This is a genomic window from Pseudoalteromonas sp. S1727 (genome assembly GCF_005886375.1).
GTDB classification, from domain to species: Bacteria; Pseudomonadota; Gammaproteobacteria; order Enterobacterales; family Alteromonadaceae; genus Pseudoalteromonas; species Pseudoalteromonas haloplanktis.
Genome location: NZ_PNDT01000007.1, coordinates 72,701 through 89,922, shown reverse-complemented (window position 1 = coordinate 89,922; position 17,222 = coordinate 72,701). Strand labels below are relative to the sequence as shown.

General features: G+C 39.3%; 12 protein-coding genes. 11 read left to right on the top strand and 1 reads right to left on the bottom strand.

What is annotated here, in order from left to right; genetic code table 11:
* Positions 1-4 precede the first annotated feature (4 nt).
* From CWB85_RS01830 to CWB85_RS01810, 5 genes are all read left to right on the top strand, one after another.
* Positions 5-1,132 carry a helix-turn-helix transcriptional regulator gene (locus CWB85_RS01830; RefSeq protein ID WP_138553942.1) on the top strand — a complete coding sequence of 376 codons (1,128 nt, stop codon included), beginning with the start codon at positions 5-7 and terminating at the stop codon, positions 1,130-1,132.
* A 308-nt stretch (positions 1,133-1,440) separates the two neighbouring features.
* Positions 1,441-2,664, top strand: coding sequence for a family 16 glycosylhydrolase (locus CWB85_RS01825; RefSeq protein ID WP_138553941.1), 1,224 nt, complete (start codon positions 1,441-1,443; stop codon positions 2,662-2,664).
* Positions 2,665-2,756: 92 nt separating this feature from the next.
* On the top strand, positions 2,757-3,740 hold the full coding sequence (locus tag CWB85_RS01820; RefSeq protein ID WP_138553940.1) for a hypothetical protein: 984 nt from the start codon (positions 2,757-2,759) through the stop codon (positions 3,738-3,740).
* A 105-nt stretch (positions 3,741-3,845) separates the two neighbouring features.
* Entirely contained in the window at positions 3,846-4,895 is a 1,050-nt protein-coding gene (locus tag CWB85_RS01815; protein WP_138553939.1) for a family 16 glycosylhydrolase, read from the top strand.
* On the top strand, positions 4,892-6,793 hold the full coding sequence (locus CWB85_RS01810; protein WP_138553938.1) for a CRTAC1 family protein: 1,902 nt from the start codon (positions 4,892-4,894) through the stop codon (positions 6,791-6,793). Before CWB85_RS01815 ends, CWB85_RS01810 begins: the two co-directional genes overlap by 4 nt.
* A gap of 357 nt (positions 6,794-7,150) precedes the next feature.
* Here the strand turns inward: CWB85_RS01810 and CWB85_RS01805 are convergent, their stop codons facing one another.
* Positions 7,151-9,697, bottom strand: a complete 2,547-nt coding sequence (locus CWB85_RS01805; protein ID WP_138553937.1) for a TonB-dependent receptor — start codon at positions 9,695-9,697, stop codon at positions 7,151-7,153.
* 410 nt (positions 9,698-10,107) lie between these two features.
* Here CWB85_RS01805 and CWB85_RS01800 point away from each other — a divergent pair, with 410 nt between their 5' ends.
* The 6 genes from CWB85_RS01800 (at position 10,108) to CWB85_RS01775 (ending at position 17,190) form a co-directional block, all read left to right on the top strand.
* Positions 10,108-11,535 (top strand): sulfatase, encoded by a 1,428-nt coding sequence (locus tag CWB85_RS01800; protein ID WP_138553936.1) that lies wholly within the window; start codon positions 10,108-10,110, stop codon positions 11,533-11,535.
* Between the two features lie 16 nt (positions 11,536-11,551).
* The gene (locus CWB85_RS01795) at positions 11,552-12,715 is read left to right on the top strand and encodes a mandelate racemase/muconate lactonizing enzyme family protein (RefSeq protein ID WP_138553935.1); all 1,164 of its coding nucleotides are present in this window, start codon (positions 11,552-11,554) and stop codon (positions 12,713-12,715) included.
* A 10-nt stretch (positions 12,716-12,725) separates the two neighbouring features.
* Positions 12,726-13,598, top strand: a complete 873-nt coding sequence (locus CWB85_RS01790; protein WP_171038974.1) for an SMP-30/gluconolactonase/LRE family protein — start codon at positions 12,726-12,728, stop codon at positions 13,596-13,598.
* A gap of 240 nt (positions 13,599-13,838) precedes the next feature.
* Positions 13,839-15,404 carry a sugar porter family MFS transporter gene (locus CWB85_RS01785; protein WP_138553933.1) on the top strand — a complete coding sequence of 522 codons (1,566 nt, stop codon included), beginning with the start codon at positions 13,839-13,841 and terminating at the stop codon, positions 15,402-15,404.
* Between the two features lie 12 nt (positions 15,405-15,416).
* Positions 15,417-16,196, top strand: a complete 780-nt coding sequence (locus CWB85_RS01780) for a glucose 1-dehydrogenase (RefSeq protein ID WP_138553932.1) — start codon at positions 15,417-15,419, stop codon at positions 16,194-16,196.
* Between the two features lie 7 nt (positions 16,197-16,203).
* Positions 16,204-17,190, top strand: a complete 987-nt coding sequence (locus CWB85_RS01775) for an aldose epimerase family protein (RefSeq protein ID WP_138553931.1) — start codon at positions 16,204-16,206, stop codon at positions 17,188-17,190.
* Positions 17,191-17,222 lie beyond the last annotated feature (32 nt).

Sequence of the window (17,222 nt, the reverse complement as noted above, 5' to 3'; positions counted from 1 at the left end):
ATTTATGGCTGCAAATATGTTTATCTGCTCTTTTGGGGTGTTGGTTTTAAAAGGCATTAAAGTGGAGCGTGTGCATAGTTACTATGCTGTTTTTTTCTTAACCGTTATTTTTTACTTGTACGGTCCTTTGTTAAATGCGTTGCCCATTGAAGGTGCTAGGCCTTATATTCACTTAGGTCGCACGGTCTTACTATTTTCGCTGGGGATCCCGTCCTTATTCGTTGCGCTATTTATGCGAACAGGTTGCTTTTTGGCTAAACCAATTCCTTGTTTAGTGTATTTGTTCGGCATAGTTTGGTCTGTAATTTATTTTGTTTTATCAGATCTAACGCATCCAAAAACACAAGTGTTGGCTGATTTCGGTATGACTGTAATACCTTTTGAGTGGTTAGTGCGCAACCATGTGTATTACTTACAAATTATCGCGATTTTGATACTGATGATACTGCCGTGTGTTTATTTACTTCTATGTAAAAAAACCAACGTCAGCGTGCTCGAAATTAAAACGGTACTAGGTTTGGCGTGTGTGATGATTGCAGGAAATGCATACCAAAACTGGGTGCTTTATTACTTAGGTACAAGTGTCTTTGCTGCTATTTTGGGGTGGTCAATACTTAAAGATATACAAATATCTAAAGCAGATGTTGAAGACCCTGCTGTTACCAAACAGCACCTTGATGATCATGTCGATGTAGAAGATAAAACGTATCCATTTATACCACAGGCAACGTTGCAAAATAGTTTAGTATCATCAGCAAGCACATTAAATAGTGCACATTGCCCCTCCTCAATACAGTCTAATTTGAATTCGGAAATGGTTGAAAATGCTAAGCAGTATGTGCTGCTGCATTTTAGTAAAAATATAAACATCGATATTATTGCGGTTGAGATAGGTGTGAGTCGTTCGAATTTAATTAAGCACTTTAAGCAACTTACAGGCAATACGATTAATAACTACATTACAGATGTACGAATAGAGAGAGCAAAGCAGCTGTTAATCACTCAGTCAATTACGGCGACTGCTTACGAGGTGGGTTTTAATAATTCAAATTACTTTACGACAGTATTTAAAAAGAAAACAAATATTACTCCTAAACAATTTCAAAAAAATCATACTCAAGCATTATTTTAGCTTGTTTTTTATACAAAAAAGCCAATTTTATAGTTTTTAAAGTCAATTATTGAGGTCTCAAGACTAAATTGGGCGTCAAATAATGCCACTCACCAGTGTTAATTTAATGTGAATTTGTGTTTTTGTTTTCGTTAATTTTGCTGGTGAGAATGGCGTTTATGAATAAAAAGTGGATGAGTTCAGGTTGTACTGTGATTGTTAAAACAACGATCTCTATGCTTAGCATATTCATAAATATACCACCCTAAACATCTATGTGCCGTTTTAATGAAAATGGAGCATAAACTAATTCAATAGTTGGACACACAATGAAAATAAATAAACAGGTTACCTTATTATCGGCAGTTGCTGGTCTTGCCCTTACCAGTGTTGCAGCACAAGCGAACCCTCAGCCTCATATTGCCAAACCCGGTGAAACTTGGATTCTGCAAGAAAAACGTTCAGATGAGTTTGATGTAAAGGATGCGACAAAATGGAATTTCCAAACTGAAAACTATGGTGTTTGGTCTTGGCGTAATGAAAATGCCACCGTATCGAATGGTAAGTTGAAGTTAACAACTAAGCGTGAAACACATAATCGTACATTTTGGGATGGCTGTAATCAGCAGCAGGTAGCAAATTATCCTCTGTACTATACATCAGGTGTTGCGAAGTCAAGAGCGACAGGTAATTACGGTTATTATGAAGCACGTATTAAAGGCGCAAATACCTTTCCAGGTGTTTCTCCTGCATTTTGGATGTATAGCACAATAGATCGCACATTAACTGAAAATGGTGATGTACAGTACAGTGAAATTGATGTGGTCGAGCTAACTCAAAAAGGCAATGTACGTGAGTCAGACCATGATTTACATAACATTGTCGTTAAAAATGGCTCTCCTACTTGGATGCGACCGGGTAGTGCGCCAGAAACAAATCATAATGGCTATCACTTACCGTTTGATCCACGTAATGACTTTCATACTTATGGTGTTAATGTCACTAAAGATGACATTACTTGGTATGTTGATGGTGTTCAGGTAGGTTATAAAAAGAATTTGTACTGGCACCGTCAAATGAACCTGACGCTGTCTCAAGGCCTACGAGCGCCTCATACTGAGTGGCGCTGCAATCAGTTTTACCCATCTGCTAATAAATCAGCAGAGGGCTTTCCTACCTCAATGGAAGTCGACTATGTAAGAACCTGGGTGAAAGTAGGCGGAAATACGGGAGGCGATACTGGGGGTGACACAGGAGGCAACACAGGTGGAGATAACTCTAATTCATGTCCTGACACTTGGGTAGCTGTTACAGGCGTTAATGTAACACCGCAAACAAAAACACTCAGTAAAGGTCAAAGCGTTACTTTAAATACCAATGTACTTCCTGCCTGTGCAACTAACAAGAATGTTGTTTACTCTACGAGCAACAAAAATGTTGCTACTGTGACGAATGAAGGGGTTGTTAAAGCTAAAAATAAGGGCAGTGCAACGATTACTGTTAAAACCAAAAATAAGGGAAAGACTGACACGGTTATGATCACGGTAAATTAAAAAATGATTCAATAGAAATAACCTCAATTTTGAGGTTATTTCTTTAATTTACTTCGCTTATGGTAATTTTTATAAATATTAAAGGTAATCATATGACTAAAAAAAATTTATTATTGATTATGGCCGTGTTAGCTGGTTTGAGTATCTATTATGTTAATATACAAAAAAATCTCCCCTCGGTATCTGACTTACCTACGCCGAAAAATAAGGGGGAGCAAGCAAGTACTGCCTCAATCATAAACTCAGCTGACTTAGACAACTTAGAGTTAAAACAGGTAACTATTTCGCAAGATGAAGTACAGGCAAATTATCTTTTTTCTATTGAAAAATCGTTAAGGCTTAAAAATGAACAAGAGCGGATCAATCAAGTTAGCCATTATATAGTTAAGTGGATTGAACAAGACCCTTATTTTTGTTTAAGTTGGCTGCTTTCTCAACCGCAAAATACTGAAATTTCTTTATATACAAACAAGGCTATACAAGCATTAATTGTGTTTGATCTAGATAGATCAGGGCAAGTGATATTGGATTTTGAACAACTTAGAACTAATCAAAGTTTAGTGAATGAATATATAACCGCCGCAGTTAAAATTGACCCATATGCTACATTAGAGTGGCTCCATTATATTGATAATAGGCAGGTTTATAAGGATGCTGAGCTTGTTTTGTTACAAACATGGGCTAATCATTCACCCCTTAATATGCTTGATTACGTCATTGCTACAGATGAGATTAGCGCGTCTAGCCGTCAACAAGCATTAACGCATGCAGCCTTACAATTGAGTAAAAATAAACCTCAAAATCTAGTTGATGACTTTTACAGTTACCCTCAAGAGGTTCAACCGAACTTGGCTTATTCTATAGTTAGTCAATGGCCTGCGCAGAATTTAGATGAGCTACTTGAATGGTTATATTTACTAGACGAAGGTGACGTAAAAGATCAGGCCATCCGCAGCTATATTGATTACGTTGGGGTAGAAAACCCATCTTCGCAGATGCGTTATTTGATAGATAAAGTAAAGAACAGCAGTGAGCGAAAAGCATTAAAAGCACGATTCATAGCGTTTAATGTTTGAGGTAGAGGCACTTTACTTTAGGAATATGTAAATTAATGTAAAATCACAAACATCATATGTTTTATTATGTACTATCTTTTTAAGTTAACTTTACATGAGAACATTATGAAACTAGTTAAAGGAAAAATTAAAAAAGTACTTATACATGTTATAACCCAAGTTATTTTTATAACGCATATAGCGGCATGCGGTAATACAGTTGCCACTTCTTCAGAACAACCGATTAATAAGCTCTTACCATTTTCTGATCCTGACAATAGGGGCGACTGGCAACTCAATACGCAAGTCAGTGATGAGTTTGATGCCCCGATATTAGATGAGCAACGCTGGTATGTAGTGGGTAAATTTGAAGATGGCAAACCAGTCTATAAACACCCTGATAAGCCAGATAAAAAAGTATGGAAAGGGCGCGCGCCATCGCAATTTTCGGGGCGAAACTACCGTTTAGAAGATGGCAAGCTTATTTTAGAAACCCGTTGGGAGCCTGACTTTCCATTCGAGACTAATATTCATATCCCCGTGTTTGGTGAGGCTTTAAAATATGAAAATATCACCACTGCATGTTTGATTGGTCGCAAGTCATTTCAATATGGGTATATAGAAATTAAAAGTAAAGCGGCCGATGCTCAAGTGAGCAGTGCTTTTTGGGCAATGGGAGAGCAGTTAGAATTTGATTTTTATGAACAGTTTGGTGATGCCCGTGATCCTAAAAAAGAACATATAAGCAGAGAGTTATGGTGGTCAATTCGTGACTGGAGCAAAGAAGTAAAAGGAAAACCCACCTATACCGAACACAAAGATTTAGGGTTTAGAGTGGCTGATGACTTTCATATCTATGGTATTGAGTGGGATGCAACCGGGGTAAAGTATTTTATTGATGGGAAGCTATTCAGCGAAGTGAGCGTTGCACAGGTTGATGCTTGGGCAAAAGAAAATCGCGGAGTTGATAAAGGGTATGTGGCAACAAAGCCATTATTTTTATGGCTTGATCAAGAAACTTTCCCATGGCATGGGGTACCACAAAGTAAGGAAGATTTAGAGCTTAATAGCGCCGTAGATGAAAAAGATGACGGGATCGTGGATTTTGAAATTGAATATATTCGTGTTTGGCAAAAATCAGCTGATTTGGTAACCGATGAAGGAGAGATCCTATGACCGAAAAATGGACTCCTAACTTACTCTTGTTGATGGGTATTGCATGTTTTAGCACTTTAACTGGTTGTCAAAGTAATACAGTGAAAATGCACAACAGTGGCCCAGCGATGTTTAGTGAAGTAAATGATGTTATTCCATTTGAGTCTTTATCACGACGAAAATGGGATAACGCATTGCTCAATGACTTTGATAAAGATGGTTTTTTAGATGTTTTAATCACTGAGCATACACATGCAGTAAAGATTTTTTGGAATAATGGGGAGGGGAGCTTTTCTTCACCTCAAGTGGTTATCAGAGGTGATACACATGGTGTTGCTGCTGCCGATTATGATTTAGATGGCCGTGTTGATTTAATAATAGCTCAAGGCGGCGGAGGGGGCACAAAGCCTCGTTTGCCAGTGTCGTTCCAAATAAATCATGATCGTACTATTGAAGGGGGTAGCACGTTCTCTGGGTTTGAGCGCACTCGGGGTAGGGCTGTTAAACTCATCGACAGTAACAGTAACAATAACGGTACACTGGACTTAGTACTATCAGCTTTTCCCTTGAGTCGTCAGAAGCAGGGGGCTAATCACCTTTATCAAAATTTAAATGGCAATCAATTTAAGTTCATCGATTATTTACCCAATGCTAAATGGCTTGGTTATAAAACCCTTGTCACTGATTTTAACAACGATAATAAGGATGATATTGTTTTCTACGGCGGTGCGAACATGGTAGCCGTGTTGGCTCAACCTGGCTTGAATTATCGTAATGCAACTAACCAAGTATTTGGTGAACTAAAAAACACTAGTCATGTGAGTAGCATAACTGAAATAGATTATGACAATGATGGGGATAATGACTTATTGTTGACTCGTGCTAAACATCAATTTGAGCGGCAAACTTTCTATAGCCATGATGATAAGCAATTTGCTTTTTTTGCAAGAAATGAACAGTTTGTGCTGGAGGATTTAAATATTTCTGGTGATTTTGAAATTGAGAATCTACAAATGGCTTACCCGCATTTTGATGTATTTGTTGGTGAGAATAAACAACCTCTGATGTTAACGGGGCATGGTGGCAGTGAGCGTAAGATTAAATTAACACCAGAACAAGCACGCGGTTGGCCAACTAAACTAGATAAAAAAGGCTTGTACATTGGCTACCTTGGCGAAGGTATTTGGCGCCTTGGTGGAGATATCAATTCGCCGGCAGCAGGCGTAATAAAACGTGTGACGAAAGCGCCTAAGGTTACAGATATTGAGCCTTTGCCTGTGATGTTATTAGAAAATCAGCATGGACACTTTATTGATGCGACAGCTAAGCTGGGCATTGATGTAACTGAACCAACCACCAGCGCCGTTGCTGGGGATTTTAATAATGATGGTTGGATTGACTTATTTTTACTGCGCTATGGCAATCCTGCAATGCAAAATGAGCAATTATTATTTTTAAATAAACAAGGTCAATCATTTGTCGCACAGGCTAATCATGGTGTTATATCCCGCGAGCTGGGCGCGACTGGGGGCAGCGTTGAAAAATTTGATTATGATAATGATGGTGATTTAGATCTTATTTATTCAAATGAGCGAGGTCGGTGGCATTTATTTAAAAACCAACTGAAGCATGATGCACAACATAATTTTGTGGTTTTTAATATTGGTTACTCTTTGAACAAGCAGGCTGCTTCGTTAGGCGCAGTATTAAAAGTTAACGCATGTGGACAAACCTATCAGCAAAAAGTGGGTGGATCATCTTCACCGTTTTCTATCAGTGAAAATAACCGCCTGCATATAGGACTGGGTAATTGCACTGATATTAGCAGTGCTTCGGTTCGCTGGTCGAATGCAGAGCAGTTAAACATAGTTGTTAAAGAATTAAATAACCCTGAGGGCCTTTGGGTCGGAAGCAAATAATGCCAGACTTAAAATAAAGACAATGTACGATATAAAAATAGCGTCTTAATGGCGCTATTTTTATTGTATATAAGTAAATCGATAAGCAAATAGACAGCCATCTACACTACAAGAGAGTGTAGATAATATCTTCGTATCCAAGGTGTGGATTATTATAGTATTTCGATTCTCGGCCCAGTAAGTGTGCTAGTTTATTATAAATGGTTGTTCTCTAGGTAAAGCAACGCTGTAATACATAGTTCAAAAATATGATAACGTGGTGAGGATAGGAATATGGGGAGCTATGTACACGCTTTAATGAGCATGGATAGCAAAGGGGTTACGCTCCTTGCAAGGGGCAAGGAGCGTAGGCAGAGTTTAGAATGTATACTGAATACTGGCTCCTACATAGCGAGACCAGTCGCGTGGATAAAAGCCTTCGCCAAAACCATCTTGATTAATACGTTGACGGCTGGTGTATGTTTTATCAAATAAATTCTTCACATAGAAATTAACATGTACAGGGCCTTTGGTGACATTAAAGTAAAGGTCCCAAATGCTTGATGATGGATTTGCTGACTCGCCAAATGCTAATTCGTTGATTGACTGAGTATGACTGCCATTGTAGCGCCAAATACCTTGTACATTGCTGTTCCAACCAGTATTACCTAATGGAATATCGTACTTAATAGTGCTCAATAATTGCTGTTCAGCATTATTTTCAAAAGATAAACCGGTTTGGTTAAAGCTTTGACGGCCATTTTCATCCGTTGTACAGCGATCAGCTAGTAAACCACCATCACCCGCCGGACAGTTGATTGGGGTATCATCAAAATCTTCGTAGCGCGCGTCAAAATAAGCGTAGCTAACAGACCATTTAAGTTCATCAGTAATATTCATCACAACATCCGCCTCAATACCTGTTGAGCGTGCTTCAGCTGCATTTACATAACCGGCAAATACAATGTTGTTGTCTTCATCAATGACGCGTGTTGCTCTTACTTGATAATCCTCAACCGACATATCAAAGTAAGTTATATTAAATAATAAATCGTTGTCGAAGAAGCCTGAGCGTAAACCTACTTCAAAGTTTGATGATTGTTCAGGCGCAGTTGGGAAATTATCAGCTTCAGCTGGATCGGTATTCGTCGTAACAAAGTACGAAGCACCTTTATAACCAGTAGAGTAATTTACATAGCCACGAACACTGCGTGCAAAATCATAGCCTAATACTGCTTTATAAATAAATGCGGAATCAGAATCAGAGAATTTAGTCGGATCTGTTTCTCTAATAATAAGTGAAGGATCGGTTTGCGCCATTTGATAAACCTCATCAAATGATTCTAAACCAACGCCAGTTTGCGGAGTACGTAGATCTGTACGAGCAAATGTTGCTTCACCTTTTTCATGCAGATAACGGAAGCCGAAAGTTGCATCAAAACGCTCAGTAATTTGATAATCAAGTTGGCCGAAAATCGCGATATTCTCAAAGTTGGTAGTAAACTCACCGCCACCTAATAAGCGTTGTGGTACTAATAAAGAGCGATCATCTATACCTGTACTATTATAGTTTGCAAGAAATTGGTTAGTCGATGGACCAGAGTAACAGCCAGCAAGTACGCCATTTTCAATTAAACCACGATTACCGGCAATACATCCGTCACGGGTTTCTGAGCGCTGGCCTTTAGTATCATGGTAAAATAAGCCAACAACCCAATCAAAGCGTTCATTATCAAATGAACTTAAACGAAACTCTTGTTGTTGCACTTCAACTGATTCATTACCGCCAAATGCTGAGCGTTCTACAGGGTAGTTTACGGTAAAAAACGATGAACTGTTGTATAAGTCAAAATCACGATAACTGCCGTTATACGAAAATGTGATTTCATCATTTAAGTAGTAGTCAGCAGCAATTGAAAAGCCGAAGTTCTCTGTGGAGCCATAATTTGCTTCTGCGTTACGTGCAGTCACTGGGCCGCCATTTTCCTCAAAAGTTGATGAAGGGTTGATGCTGTTATAAGTGGTGCCTTCGATTGTGCCATCATCTTTAACATGAATGATTGGGTTAGGTCCAAAGTTCACATTAATGCCGCCTAAGCTACTCATTGAACAACAGTTATTATCAGTTTCAGAGTACTCTAAACGAAATAATACATCGAGGCCTTCACCTGCGTCATAAAGTAATTGCGCGCGACCTGCTTTAGTCGTTTTAGCACCAACTTTATTATCTTCTTCGCCGGGCATGGTGTTATCAATCCAGCCGTCAATATCGCTGTATTGCGCATTAAAACGTAGAGCCCAATCTTCAGCGATAGGAAGGTTAATAGTACCGCTGACATCGCGCCCATTAAACTCGCTAACACCTGCACGGATTTTACCAGTGAGTTCACCTATTTCAGGTTTTTTAGTCACATAGTGAAGTAAGCCTGTTGAGGTATTTTGGCCAAATAAGGTACCTTGTGGACCGCGCATTGCCTCTACTCGTTCCACATCTGATACAGGTAAATTTAGCATAGACTGACGAGGGAGTACTTCGCCATCAATAACCACTAAGTTAGATGACTGTAAGCCAATTGAATTTGTAAAAGTACCGATACCGCGTGTTTTTAGTGTTGTTGTACGGATCTCTGTACTGTCATCTAAACCGAACCCTGGTAAATAAGTGACTAAATCAAAGCCGTCTTCAATACCCACTTCTTCGATTAGGCTATCATCTAAAACTTGAATAGAAGAAGGCACATCTTTTAGTGCTTGGTCGCGTTTTTGTGCGCTTACTAGAATTACTTCAAGCTCTTTACTGTCTTTGTTAGTTACTTCAGCTTGTTTTACGTTTATTTTTTCATTCGCATATACAGGGTTAGTTAATGCGGTGAAAGAACAACCCGCAAGCAATAGCCCAGTATGTAGCTTATTAAATTTTGGCATCTTATCACTCCGATTTATCAAAGTTATTATTTTAAGGTAGTTAGTCTCTCTGTTTTTACCCGTTTTAATCTAGAACCCGCTGTTATTTTAACTCTGATAACCAAGCGTGAAAGGCTGGCTGTATGGTATACATTGTGTGTTCAGATGTTAATAGCATGTGATTCATGGTAGTTATTTAAACATATGATGTTTGCATTGGCAATATGTTATGACGATGTTTATTTTTTGTTATTTGATAATTGACTGAAGTATGGGCAAGGTTAGGGTGGTTTGTTCTGCATATTAATAGCTTTAATTTCTTGCTCACAAACATACATCATATGTTTGCTATTTTATAATGTTTTGGTTTAAGCTTAGGCAAATGAGTATGTAAAGTGCTTTATTAATAAAAATGAAAAAAGGCGGATAAAATGAGAACATTAGTTTTAGTATGTTTAAGTTTCTTAACCTGTTTTGGTGCATTTAATGCTGCAGCAACGCAGGGAAATAAGAAGCAACCAAATATAGTTTTGATTTTTGCTGATGATGCAGGCTATGGCGATTTTGGCTTTCAAGGCAGTAATATCATGAAAACCCCTCAGCTAGATAAACTTGCGAACGGTGGGGTACGTTTTACGCAAGGCTATGTGAGTGACGCAACGTGCGGCCCATCACGAGCAGGATTGATGACAGGTAAATACCAGCAACGATTTGGTTATGAAGAAATTAATGTACCAGGTTTTATGAGCCCAAATTCAGCCCTTGATGGTGCTGAAATGGGACTGCCGCTTGATCAAACAACGATGGCTGATTATTTAAAAAAGCAAGGCTATAAAACGGCTGCGTTTGGTAAGTGGCATTTAGGTAGTGCTGATCGTTTTCATCCATTAAACCGTGGCTTTGATGAGTTTTTAGGGTTTCGTGGTGGAGACCGTAGTTATTATGCATACACAGCGAAAGATGAAAAGAATGCGAATGCCCAGTTTTTTGATAAAAAACTTGAACATGGGATGGGGGTTTTCAAAGAAGAGCCGGGTTATTTAACGGATGTCTTAGGTAAGGCAGCGGCACAATACATAGAAAAAAATAAAGATAACCCATTTTTTATCTACCTTGCATTTAATGCGGTTCACACGCCAATGGAAGCCGATCCAAAAGATTTAGCAAAGTTTCCTCATTTAACAGGAACACGTAAAGAGCTTGCCGCCATGACGTTATCGCTCGATCGCGCAAGTGGCTACGTGTTAGATAAACTTGAAGAGCTTGGCTTGGCTGACAATACCATTGTTGTATTTAGTAATGATAATGGGGGGCCTTCTGATAAAAACGCTTCTAACAATGCACCACTGGCAGGAACTAAATCAAATCAACTTGAAGGTGGTATCCGTGTACCATTCTTAATGCGTTGGCCTGCTAAAATTAAAGCTCAGCAAACATATGATTATCCAGTGAGTACGCTAGACTTATTACCTACTTTTTATGCTGCAGCTGGAGCCGATAAGCCGGCAGATGATGTTGATGGCGTTGATTTATTGCCGTATTTAACAGGTGAAAACACAGCACGTCCGCATCAAACTATGTTTTGGAAAAAAGAAAACCGTGCAGTGATCCGAGATGGTGACTGGAAACTAATTCGTTTCCCAGATCGCCCTGCTGAGCTTTATAACCTAGCGGATGATATTGGCGAACAAAATAACCTAGCTGCAAAATACCCTGAACGCGTGAAATCAATGTTTAAATCATTATTCTCTTGGGAATTAACACTTGAACGCCCACGTTGGTTATTGAAAAGACAATACGAAAAATACGATATTGATCGAATGGACAAATACCGTTTACCAGCAACTCAACCAGAATAATAGGTGTGTGTAAAAAATGAAAATAGAATCTGTAGAAGCAATCTTAGGCTGTGTTGGTAAGCGTAATCAGTTGTTAGTCAAAGTAGTAACCGAATGTGGCTATGTAGGTTGGGGTGAATCAGGTTTATCGAATCGAGAACAAGCTGTCATGGGCGCTGTTAGCCACTTTGCCAGCTTTCTACGAGGAAAAGATGCGCGCCAGATTGGCCGAATATGGCAAGAGCTTTATCGCAGCCATTATTTTGAAGGTGGCAGGGTGATCACCGCAGCTATCTCGGCAATAGACATCGCCTTGTACGATATACTGGGTAAATCGTTGCAAGTGCCGGTCTATCAATTACTCGGTGGTAAACAACGCGATACAATCCCATGTTTTGCCTGTTGTTATACTGAAGCAGATCCAGATCGTTTCGATGAGTTAGTAAAAGAGGCAAAAGCTTTGGTTGCTTTAGGCTGGACTACTATTCGCGTGATCCCAAGTCGCTTTGATGACCCTAAAATATTTGAGCCAACTGAGTCAATTACACGTACAGCGCGATGCTTAAATGAGCTACGTAAAGTGCTGGGTCCTGATATTATTTTAGGTATTGATTATCACCACCGTTTAAGTGTTGCAGAAACAGCTTCTTTTTGTCAGCGGTTAGAGCCGCAGACCTTAGACTTTCTGGAAGAACCTATTCGTAATGAATCACCAGAAGCGTATGCTGCACTGCGTAAAATGACTAATATTCCTTTTGCCATTGGTGAAGAGTTTAGCTCTAAATGGGCGGCAAAACCTTATATTGAACAAGGCTTAACGCAATACCTACGGGTTGACGTTTGCAATATTGGCGGCCTTACAGAAGCAATGAAAGTAGCTGGATGGGCTGAGAGTCACTACATTGATGTGATGCCTCATAATCCACTTGGCCCGGTATGTACTGCGGCTACTAATCACTTTGCTGCAGCATTGCCTAATTTTAGCTTGATGGAAACGCATCAAGGGCCATTTAGTGAATTTGGTGCCCATGATAAAAGTTTATTTCCAGAACAACATGAACTAGTCGGCAACGTATTTAGTATACCGGATGTACCGGGTTTAGGTGTTGAAGTTAATGAAGATGCGTTTCGAAAAGCAACACCGGTTGAGCTGGAAGCGCCTCACTTAAGTAAGCAAGATGGTTCGCATACCAACTGGTGATAAGGGCATAATGATGAAGAATATGGCTGTTCAGGTATTAGATGAAACGGTGAATTTTGTTGGTGAAAGTCCGCTGTGGCACCCACAAAGGAATACCCTTTATTGGCTTGATTTTCCAAATAATATTTTATTTAGTTACCAAAATGGTCACGCTAAAAAAGTGAAACTTAAGGTCATGGTGACAGCACTGGGCTGGATTGATCATGCTCACTTATTAATGGCAACGTCAGAAGGTTTATTTAAGTATCATATCGACTCACAGGTGATGACGTTAATTGTAAACATTGAGGATCAATTAACGACAAACCGCAGTAATGATGGTCGTGCGGATCCATGGGGTGGTTTTTGGGTTGGCACTATGAACGTTGATGCTAAAGCAAAATGCGGCGCATTTTATCGATGGCATAACGGGCAATTACGTAAACTTATTAGTGAGTTGTCTATTCCCAATGGAATGTGTTTTGATAAAGCGCGTGCAGTAGGTTATTTTGCTGACTCTTTAGAGCAAAAATTATATGTTGTGAAGCTTGATGTTGATACCGGTTGGCCAACCTCAGCGCCTACTATATTTTATGACTTTAGCGAGTTAGCGGTCTCACCAGATGGTGCTGTTGTTGATGTGCATGGAAATATCTGGATTGCACTTTGGGATGGGGGAGAAGTTATGTGTATATCCCCGCAAGGTAAACATCTACATAGTGTTGATACTGATACACCCAGACCAACATGTCCAGCTTTTGGCGGCTCAGATGCGACTACATTGTTTGTCACCAGTGCGGCGTGCGAATTAGATAAAACGCCAGTCAAAACTGTCCAACATGGCACCACACTTTTTTACCCTTCTTGCTGTAGTGGTGTATTTGAACCCGCCGTTACAGTGTAACTTGGTCTTTTATTTGTGAACAAAAAGGCAAACACTTTTGTGCTTGCCTTTTACTTTCTTACACCTGCAGAAACTGTTAATCCACTCATAACAAACATCTTGCATATATAAACATCATATGTTTATATGTTGGTATATTGTTTTATGGATTTCGCCGATTATATTTTATAAAAGCAGAAATCATGGTTTCAACATAGGCAATACACATTAGGGTATCGCTTATTATATAAGGCATTAACATTGGAAAATAATAACAAAAACCAGAATAGAGCCATTCGTTATTCATTAATCGCAGCATTTGGTGGATTTGTATTTGGCTTAGATGCAGCAAACATTTCTGGGGCACTGCGGTTTGTCAGCTCACAGTTTGAGCTGACGAGTTTGCAAACAGGTAATGTTGTTGGGTGTGCAATTGTTGGGGTCATTTTAGCGCTTTTTTTCACAGGCGGTTTATGCCAACGTTTTGGGCGAAAAAAAGTGCTTATTGCTATTGCATTAACGTATTCACTATCAACAATTATTTCAGCTTTTGCAGTTAGCTATCCGATGCTAATACTCGGCCGTTTTATTGGCGGGGTTGCTTTTGCATCCATTACCGTATCGGCCATGTATATAGGTGAAATTGCCCCCGCAGATAAACGTGGACAATTTGTATCAGTTAATCAATTACTAATAACCTTGGGCAGCTTATTTGCATTTGTGATTAATTATTTCTTAGTAAAAAGCATGCTTAATATTGACTGGTTAACTGAGGAAAATATTTGGCGTTATATGTTAGGTTTTGAAATCATTCCAAATATTATTTGGTTTTCACTATTGCTAACGATCCCTGAATCACCTCGATGGCTAATGAGTAAACACCGTGAACAAGACGCACGTGAAGTGTTTAATCACATAGCTACACCAGCCCAAACTGATACTTTACTTAATGAAATTAAACAAACGGTGAATGAGGACAAGCGTAATAATGCAATTGAGCAATTAAAAGTATTGTTCAGCAAACCAATGCGTTTTGTTGTTTTACTTGCTGTGTGCTATGCAGTAATACAAGGTGCAACAGGAATGAATGCAGTGCTTTTTTATGCGCCAACCGTGTTTGAACAAATAGGAATGAGCGTTGAAGATACATTTTTACAGACAATTGTGCTCGGTGGAGTGTCGGTATTGTTCACTTTAGTAGCGATTTTCTTTGTCGAAAAGCTTGGTCGTCGTACTTTAACTTTGAGTGGATTACTGCTGATAGCATTAGCGCATACGTCTATTTGGTATGGCTTTGATAATGCAAGCTATGTAATTGATAAGCAAGCTATTTCTGCTTTAAGCCAACAAATTGATGTGGATAAACTAGCAGCTCTCGAAAATCATGTGTATGAAACTGATGTAGCGCTTAAACAAGACTTGGCAAAAGTATTTTCAAAAAAAGAGCTTCCTTTAGTGACAGGTGCAGTAATTAATGAAGCTATTAATATTAACCCTGGATATGTGTTGTTTGGTTTGTTTGCTTTTCTAGCTGCTTTTAATATGTCTATCGGGCCAATCATGTGGGTTATTTTTTCAGAGATATTTTCAAGTCGAGTACGAAGTGTTGCCTTACCGTTTGCGGCATTAGTACAGAGTATTTCTAGTTGGAGTATTCAACAATTTTTCCCATGGCAATTGGAAACGTTGGGGGCTGCAAATACCTTCTTATATTACGGCGCAGTGGCTGTTGCCGGCTTTGCGATTATGGCGATAATTTTACCTGAGACAAAAGGTAAAACAATAGAGAATATTGAACGCGATTTAGTGCCTTCATTGGTTAAATAAGAGAAACAATTTATGTCACAAAGATTATTGAATGAAGTTGCAATTGTAACGGGTGCTGCCGATGGTATTGGTAAAACAATAGCTGAAGTTTTTTGCCAACAAGGTGCGAAAGTATGCGTTGCTGATATTAATGAAAGCATGGGGCAGGCAGTCGCTAATGAGTTAATTGCACAAGGATACGACGCTCACTTTTGTTATGTTGATATTGCCGATGAAGCTTCTGTGAATGCAATGGTCGGAGCCACGGTAAACATGCTCGGTAAACCGACTATCCTGGTTAATAATGCTGCATTGATCTCAACAGGAAAAGAAGTAACGGACGTTACCTCAGACATGTGGAGAAGAAACTTTGCCGTAAACGTTGATGGTATGTGGCATTGTAGTAAAGCCGTACTTACTCATATGAAAGAAAATGGGCAGGGTAGCATCATTAACTTAGGATCAGTACATTCATACAAAATAGTCCCCGGTTATTTCCCGTATGCCGTTACTAAACATGCGGTGATCGGTCTAACTAAGAATTTAGCTGTCGAGTTTGCTCAATATAATATTCGTGTTAATGCATTGTGCCCTGGCATGATTGAAACACCCATGGCATTTAAAACGTGGCAAGACATGGAAGATCCTGCCGCAGCTAGAAAAGCCATTGCCGATGTGCATCCACTAAAACGCAATGGCACTACTGAAGAAGTCGCTTATCCAGCTGTGTTTTTGGCGAGTAATGAATCAAGCTTTATGACTGGGCAAAGCCTTGTTGTAGATGGCGGCCGTTCAGTAATTTATCACGATTAAAAACGTCATGCTTGAATGTATAGAGCATACCGTACAAGGTTTTAACGCAATTACGATACGTAATGCGTATTTATCTTGTACGGTCGTTCCTGAGCTTGGCGGGAAAATTACCTCGTTGAAAGCGATGCAAACACAGCGTGAGTGGTTAGCACTCGATGAGCAAGTTGGGCTTAATAAAGCTAATTATGCGGATGACTTTACACGTTTTGATAGTGGCGGTTGGGATGAGTGTTTTCCAAGTATTGCTCCTGAAGTTGATTTTCCAATTGCTAAACGCAAAGTTAATATCCCTGATCACGGGCAACTGTGGTGTTTACCATGGCAAGTAGTTGAGTTAAAAACCAGCAAAAGCGCAATCATTGTGGTTCTACAATGTGAAGGTGTTGGCTTAGGTTATCGTTTTACGCGAAGTTTAAAGCTGGGTAAATCTGCCAAGGGATTAATCGTAAATTATCAGCTAGTCAATCACAGTGATGAGCCTATTCCGTATATTTGGTCAATGCACCCTATTTTTGCAGTGACACCAAATATGCACATTACCTTACCTACGCGTGCCATTGAGTTTGCGACAGATACAGGGTTTAAAACATTTTTTAATACTCAGGTTAAACATTTCAGTTGGCCATACCAATCACCACTAAACCATCACTTAAATCTGAGCCATGTTATGCCTTATTACAGTGGTTTTGCCAGTAAAATGTATAGCGATAGGTTAAGTACTTATTTTACTGAAACAGACTCTTTTGAGGTAGAACTCAGCTGTGGCGATGAATATTGTGGTTTTCGTTTTAGCCCTCACCAAGTGAGCCATTTAGGGTTATGGTTTAATTATCATGGTTGGTCTGGTAACGATTTACCAGCTCCCTTTGTACTCGGTATCGAACCCTGTATTGGTAATTCTGACTCTCTACGTCAATCTATTGAAAATAAAGAAGCTGCAATCTTGGTAGCTCATGAGCAAAGAAGCTGGCAAGTAGAGTTCTTTATTAGTTAAGTAGCGTTTGGTTAGTTCAAAAGTAAGCTTTG

What these genes read in the sequence shown, in the direction of transcription:
- CWB85_RS01830 (WP_138553942.1), top strand. Translation starts at nt 5, where the DNA reads ATGGCTGCAAATATGTTTATCTGCTCTTTTGGGGTGTTGGTTTTAAAA.
- CWB85_RS01820 (WP_138553940.1), top strand. Translation starts at nt 2,757, where the DNA reads ATGACTAAAAAAAATTTATTATTGATTATGGCCGTGTTAGCTGGTTTG.
- CWB85_RS01810 (WP_138553938.1), top strand. Translation starts at nt 4,892, where the DNA reads ATGACCGAAAAATGGACTCCTAACTTACTCTTGTTGATGGGTATTGCA.
- CWB85_RS01815 (WP_138553939.1), top strand. Translation starts at nt 3,846, where the DNA reads ATGAAACTAGTTAAAGGAAAAATTAAAAAAGTACTTATACATGTTATA.
- CWB85_RS01800 (WP_138553936.1), top strand. Translation starts at nt 10,108, where the DNA reads ATGAGAACATTAGTTTTAGTATGTTTAAGTTTCTTAACCTGTTTTGGT.
- CWB85_RS01805 (WP_138553937.1), bottom strand. Translation starts at nt 9,697, where the DNA reads ATGCCAAAATTTAATAAGCTACATACTGGGCTATTGCTTGCGGGTTGT.
- CWB85_RS01775 (WP_138553931.1), top strand. Translation starts at nt 16,204, where the DNA reads ATGCTTGAATGTATAGAGCATACCGTACAAGGTTTTAACGCAATTACG.
- CWB85_RS01795 (WP_138553935.1), top strand. Translation starts at nt 11,552, where the DNA reads ATGAAAATAGAATCTGTAGAAGCAATCTTAGGCTGTGTTGGTAAGCGT.
- CWB85_RS01780 (WP_138553932.1), top strand. Translation starts at nt 15,417, where the DNA reads ATGTCACAAAGATTATTGAATGAAGTTGCAATTGTAACGGGTGCTGCC.
- CWB85_RS01825 (WP_138553941.1), top strand. Translation starts at nt 1,441, where the DNA reads ATGAAAATAAATAAACAGGTTACCTTATTATCGGCAGTTGCTGGTCTT.
- CWB85_RS01790 (WP_171038974.1), top strand. Translation starts at nt 12,726, where the DNA reads ATGATGAAGAATATGGCTGTTCAGGTATTAGATGAAACGGTGAATTTT.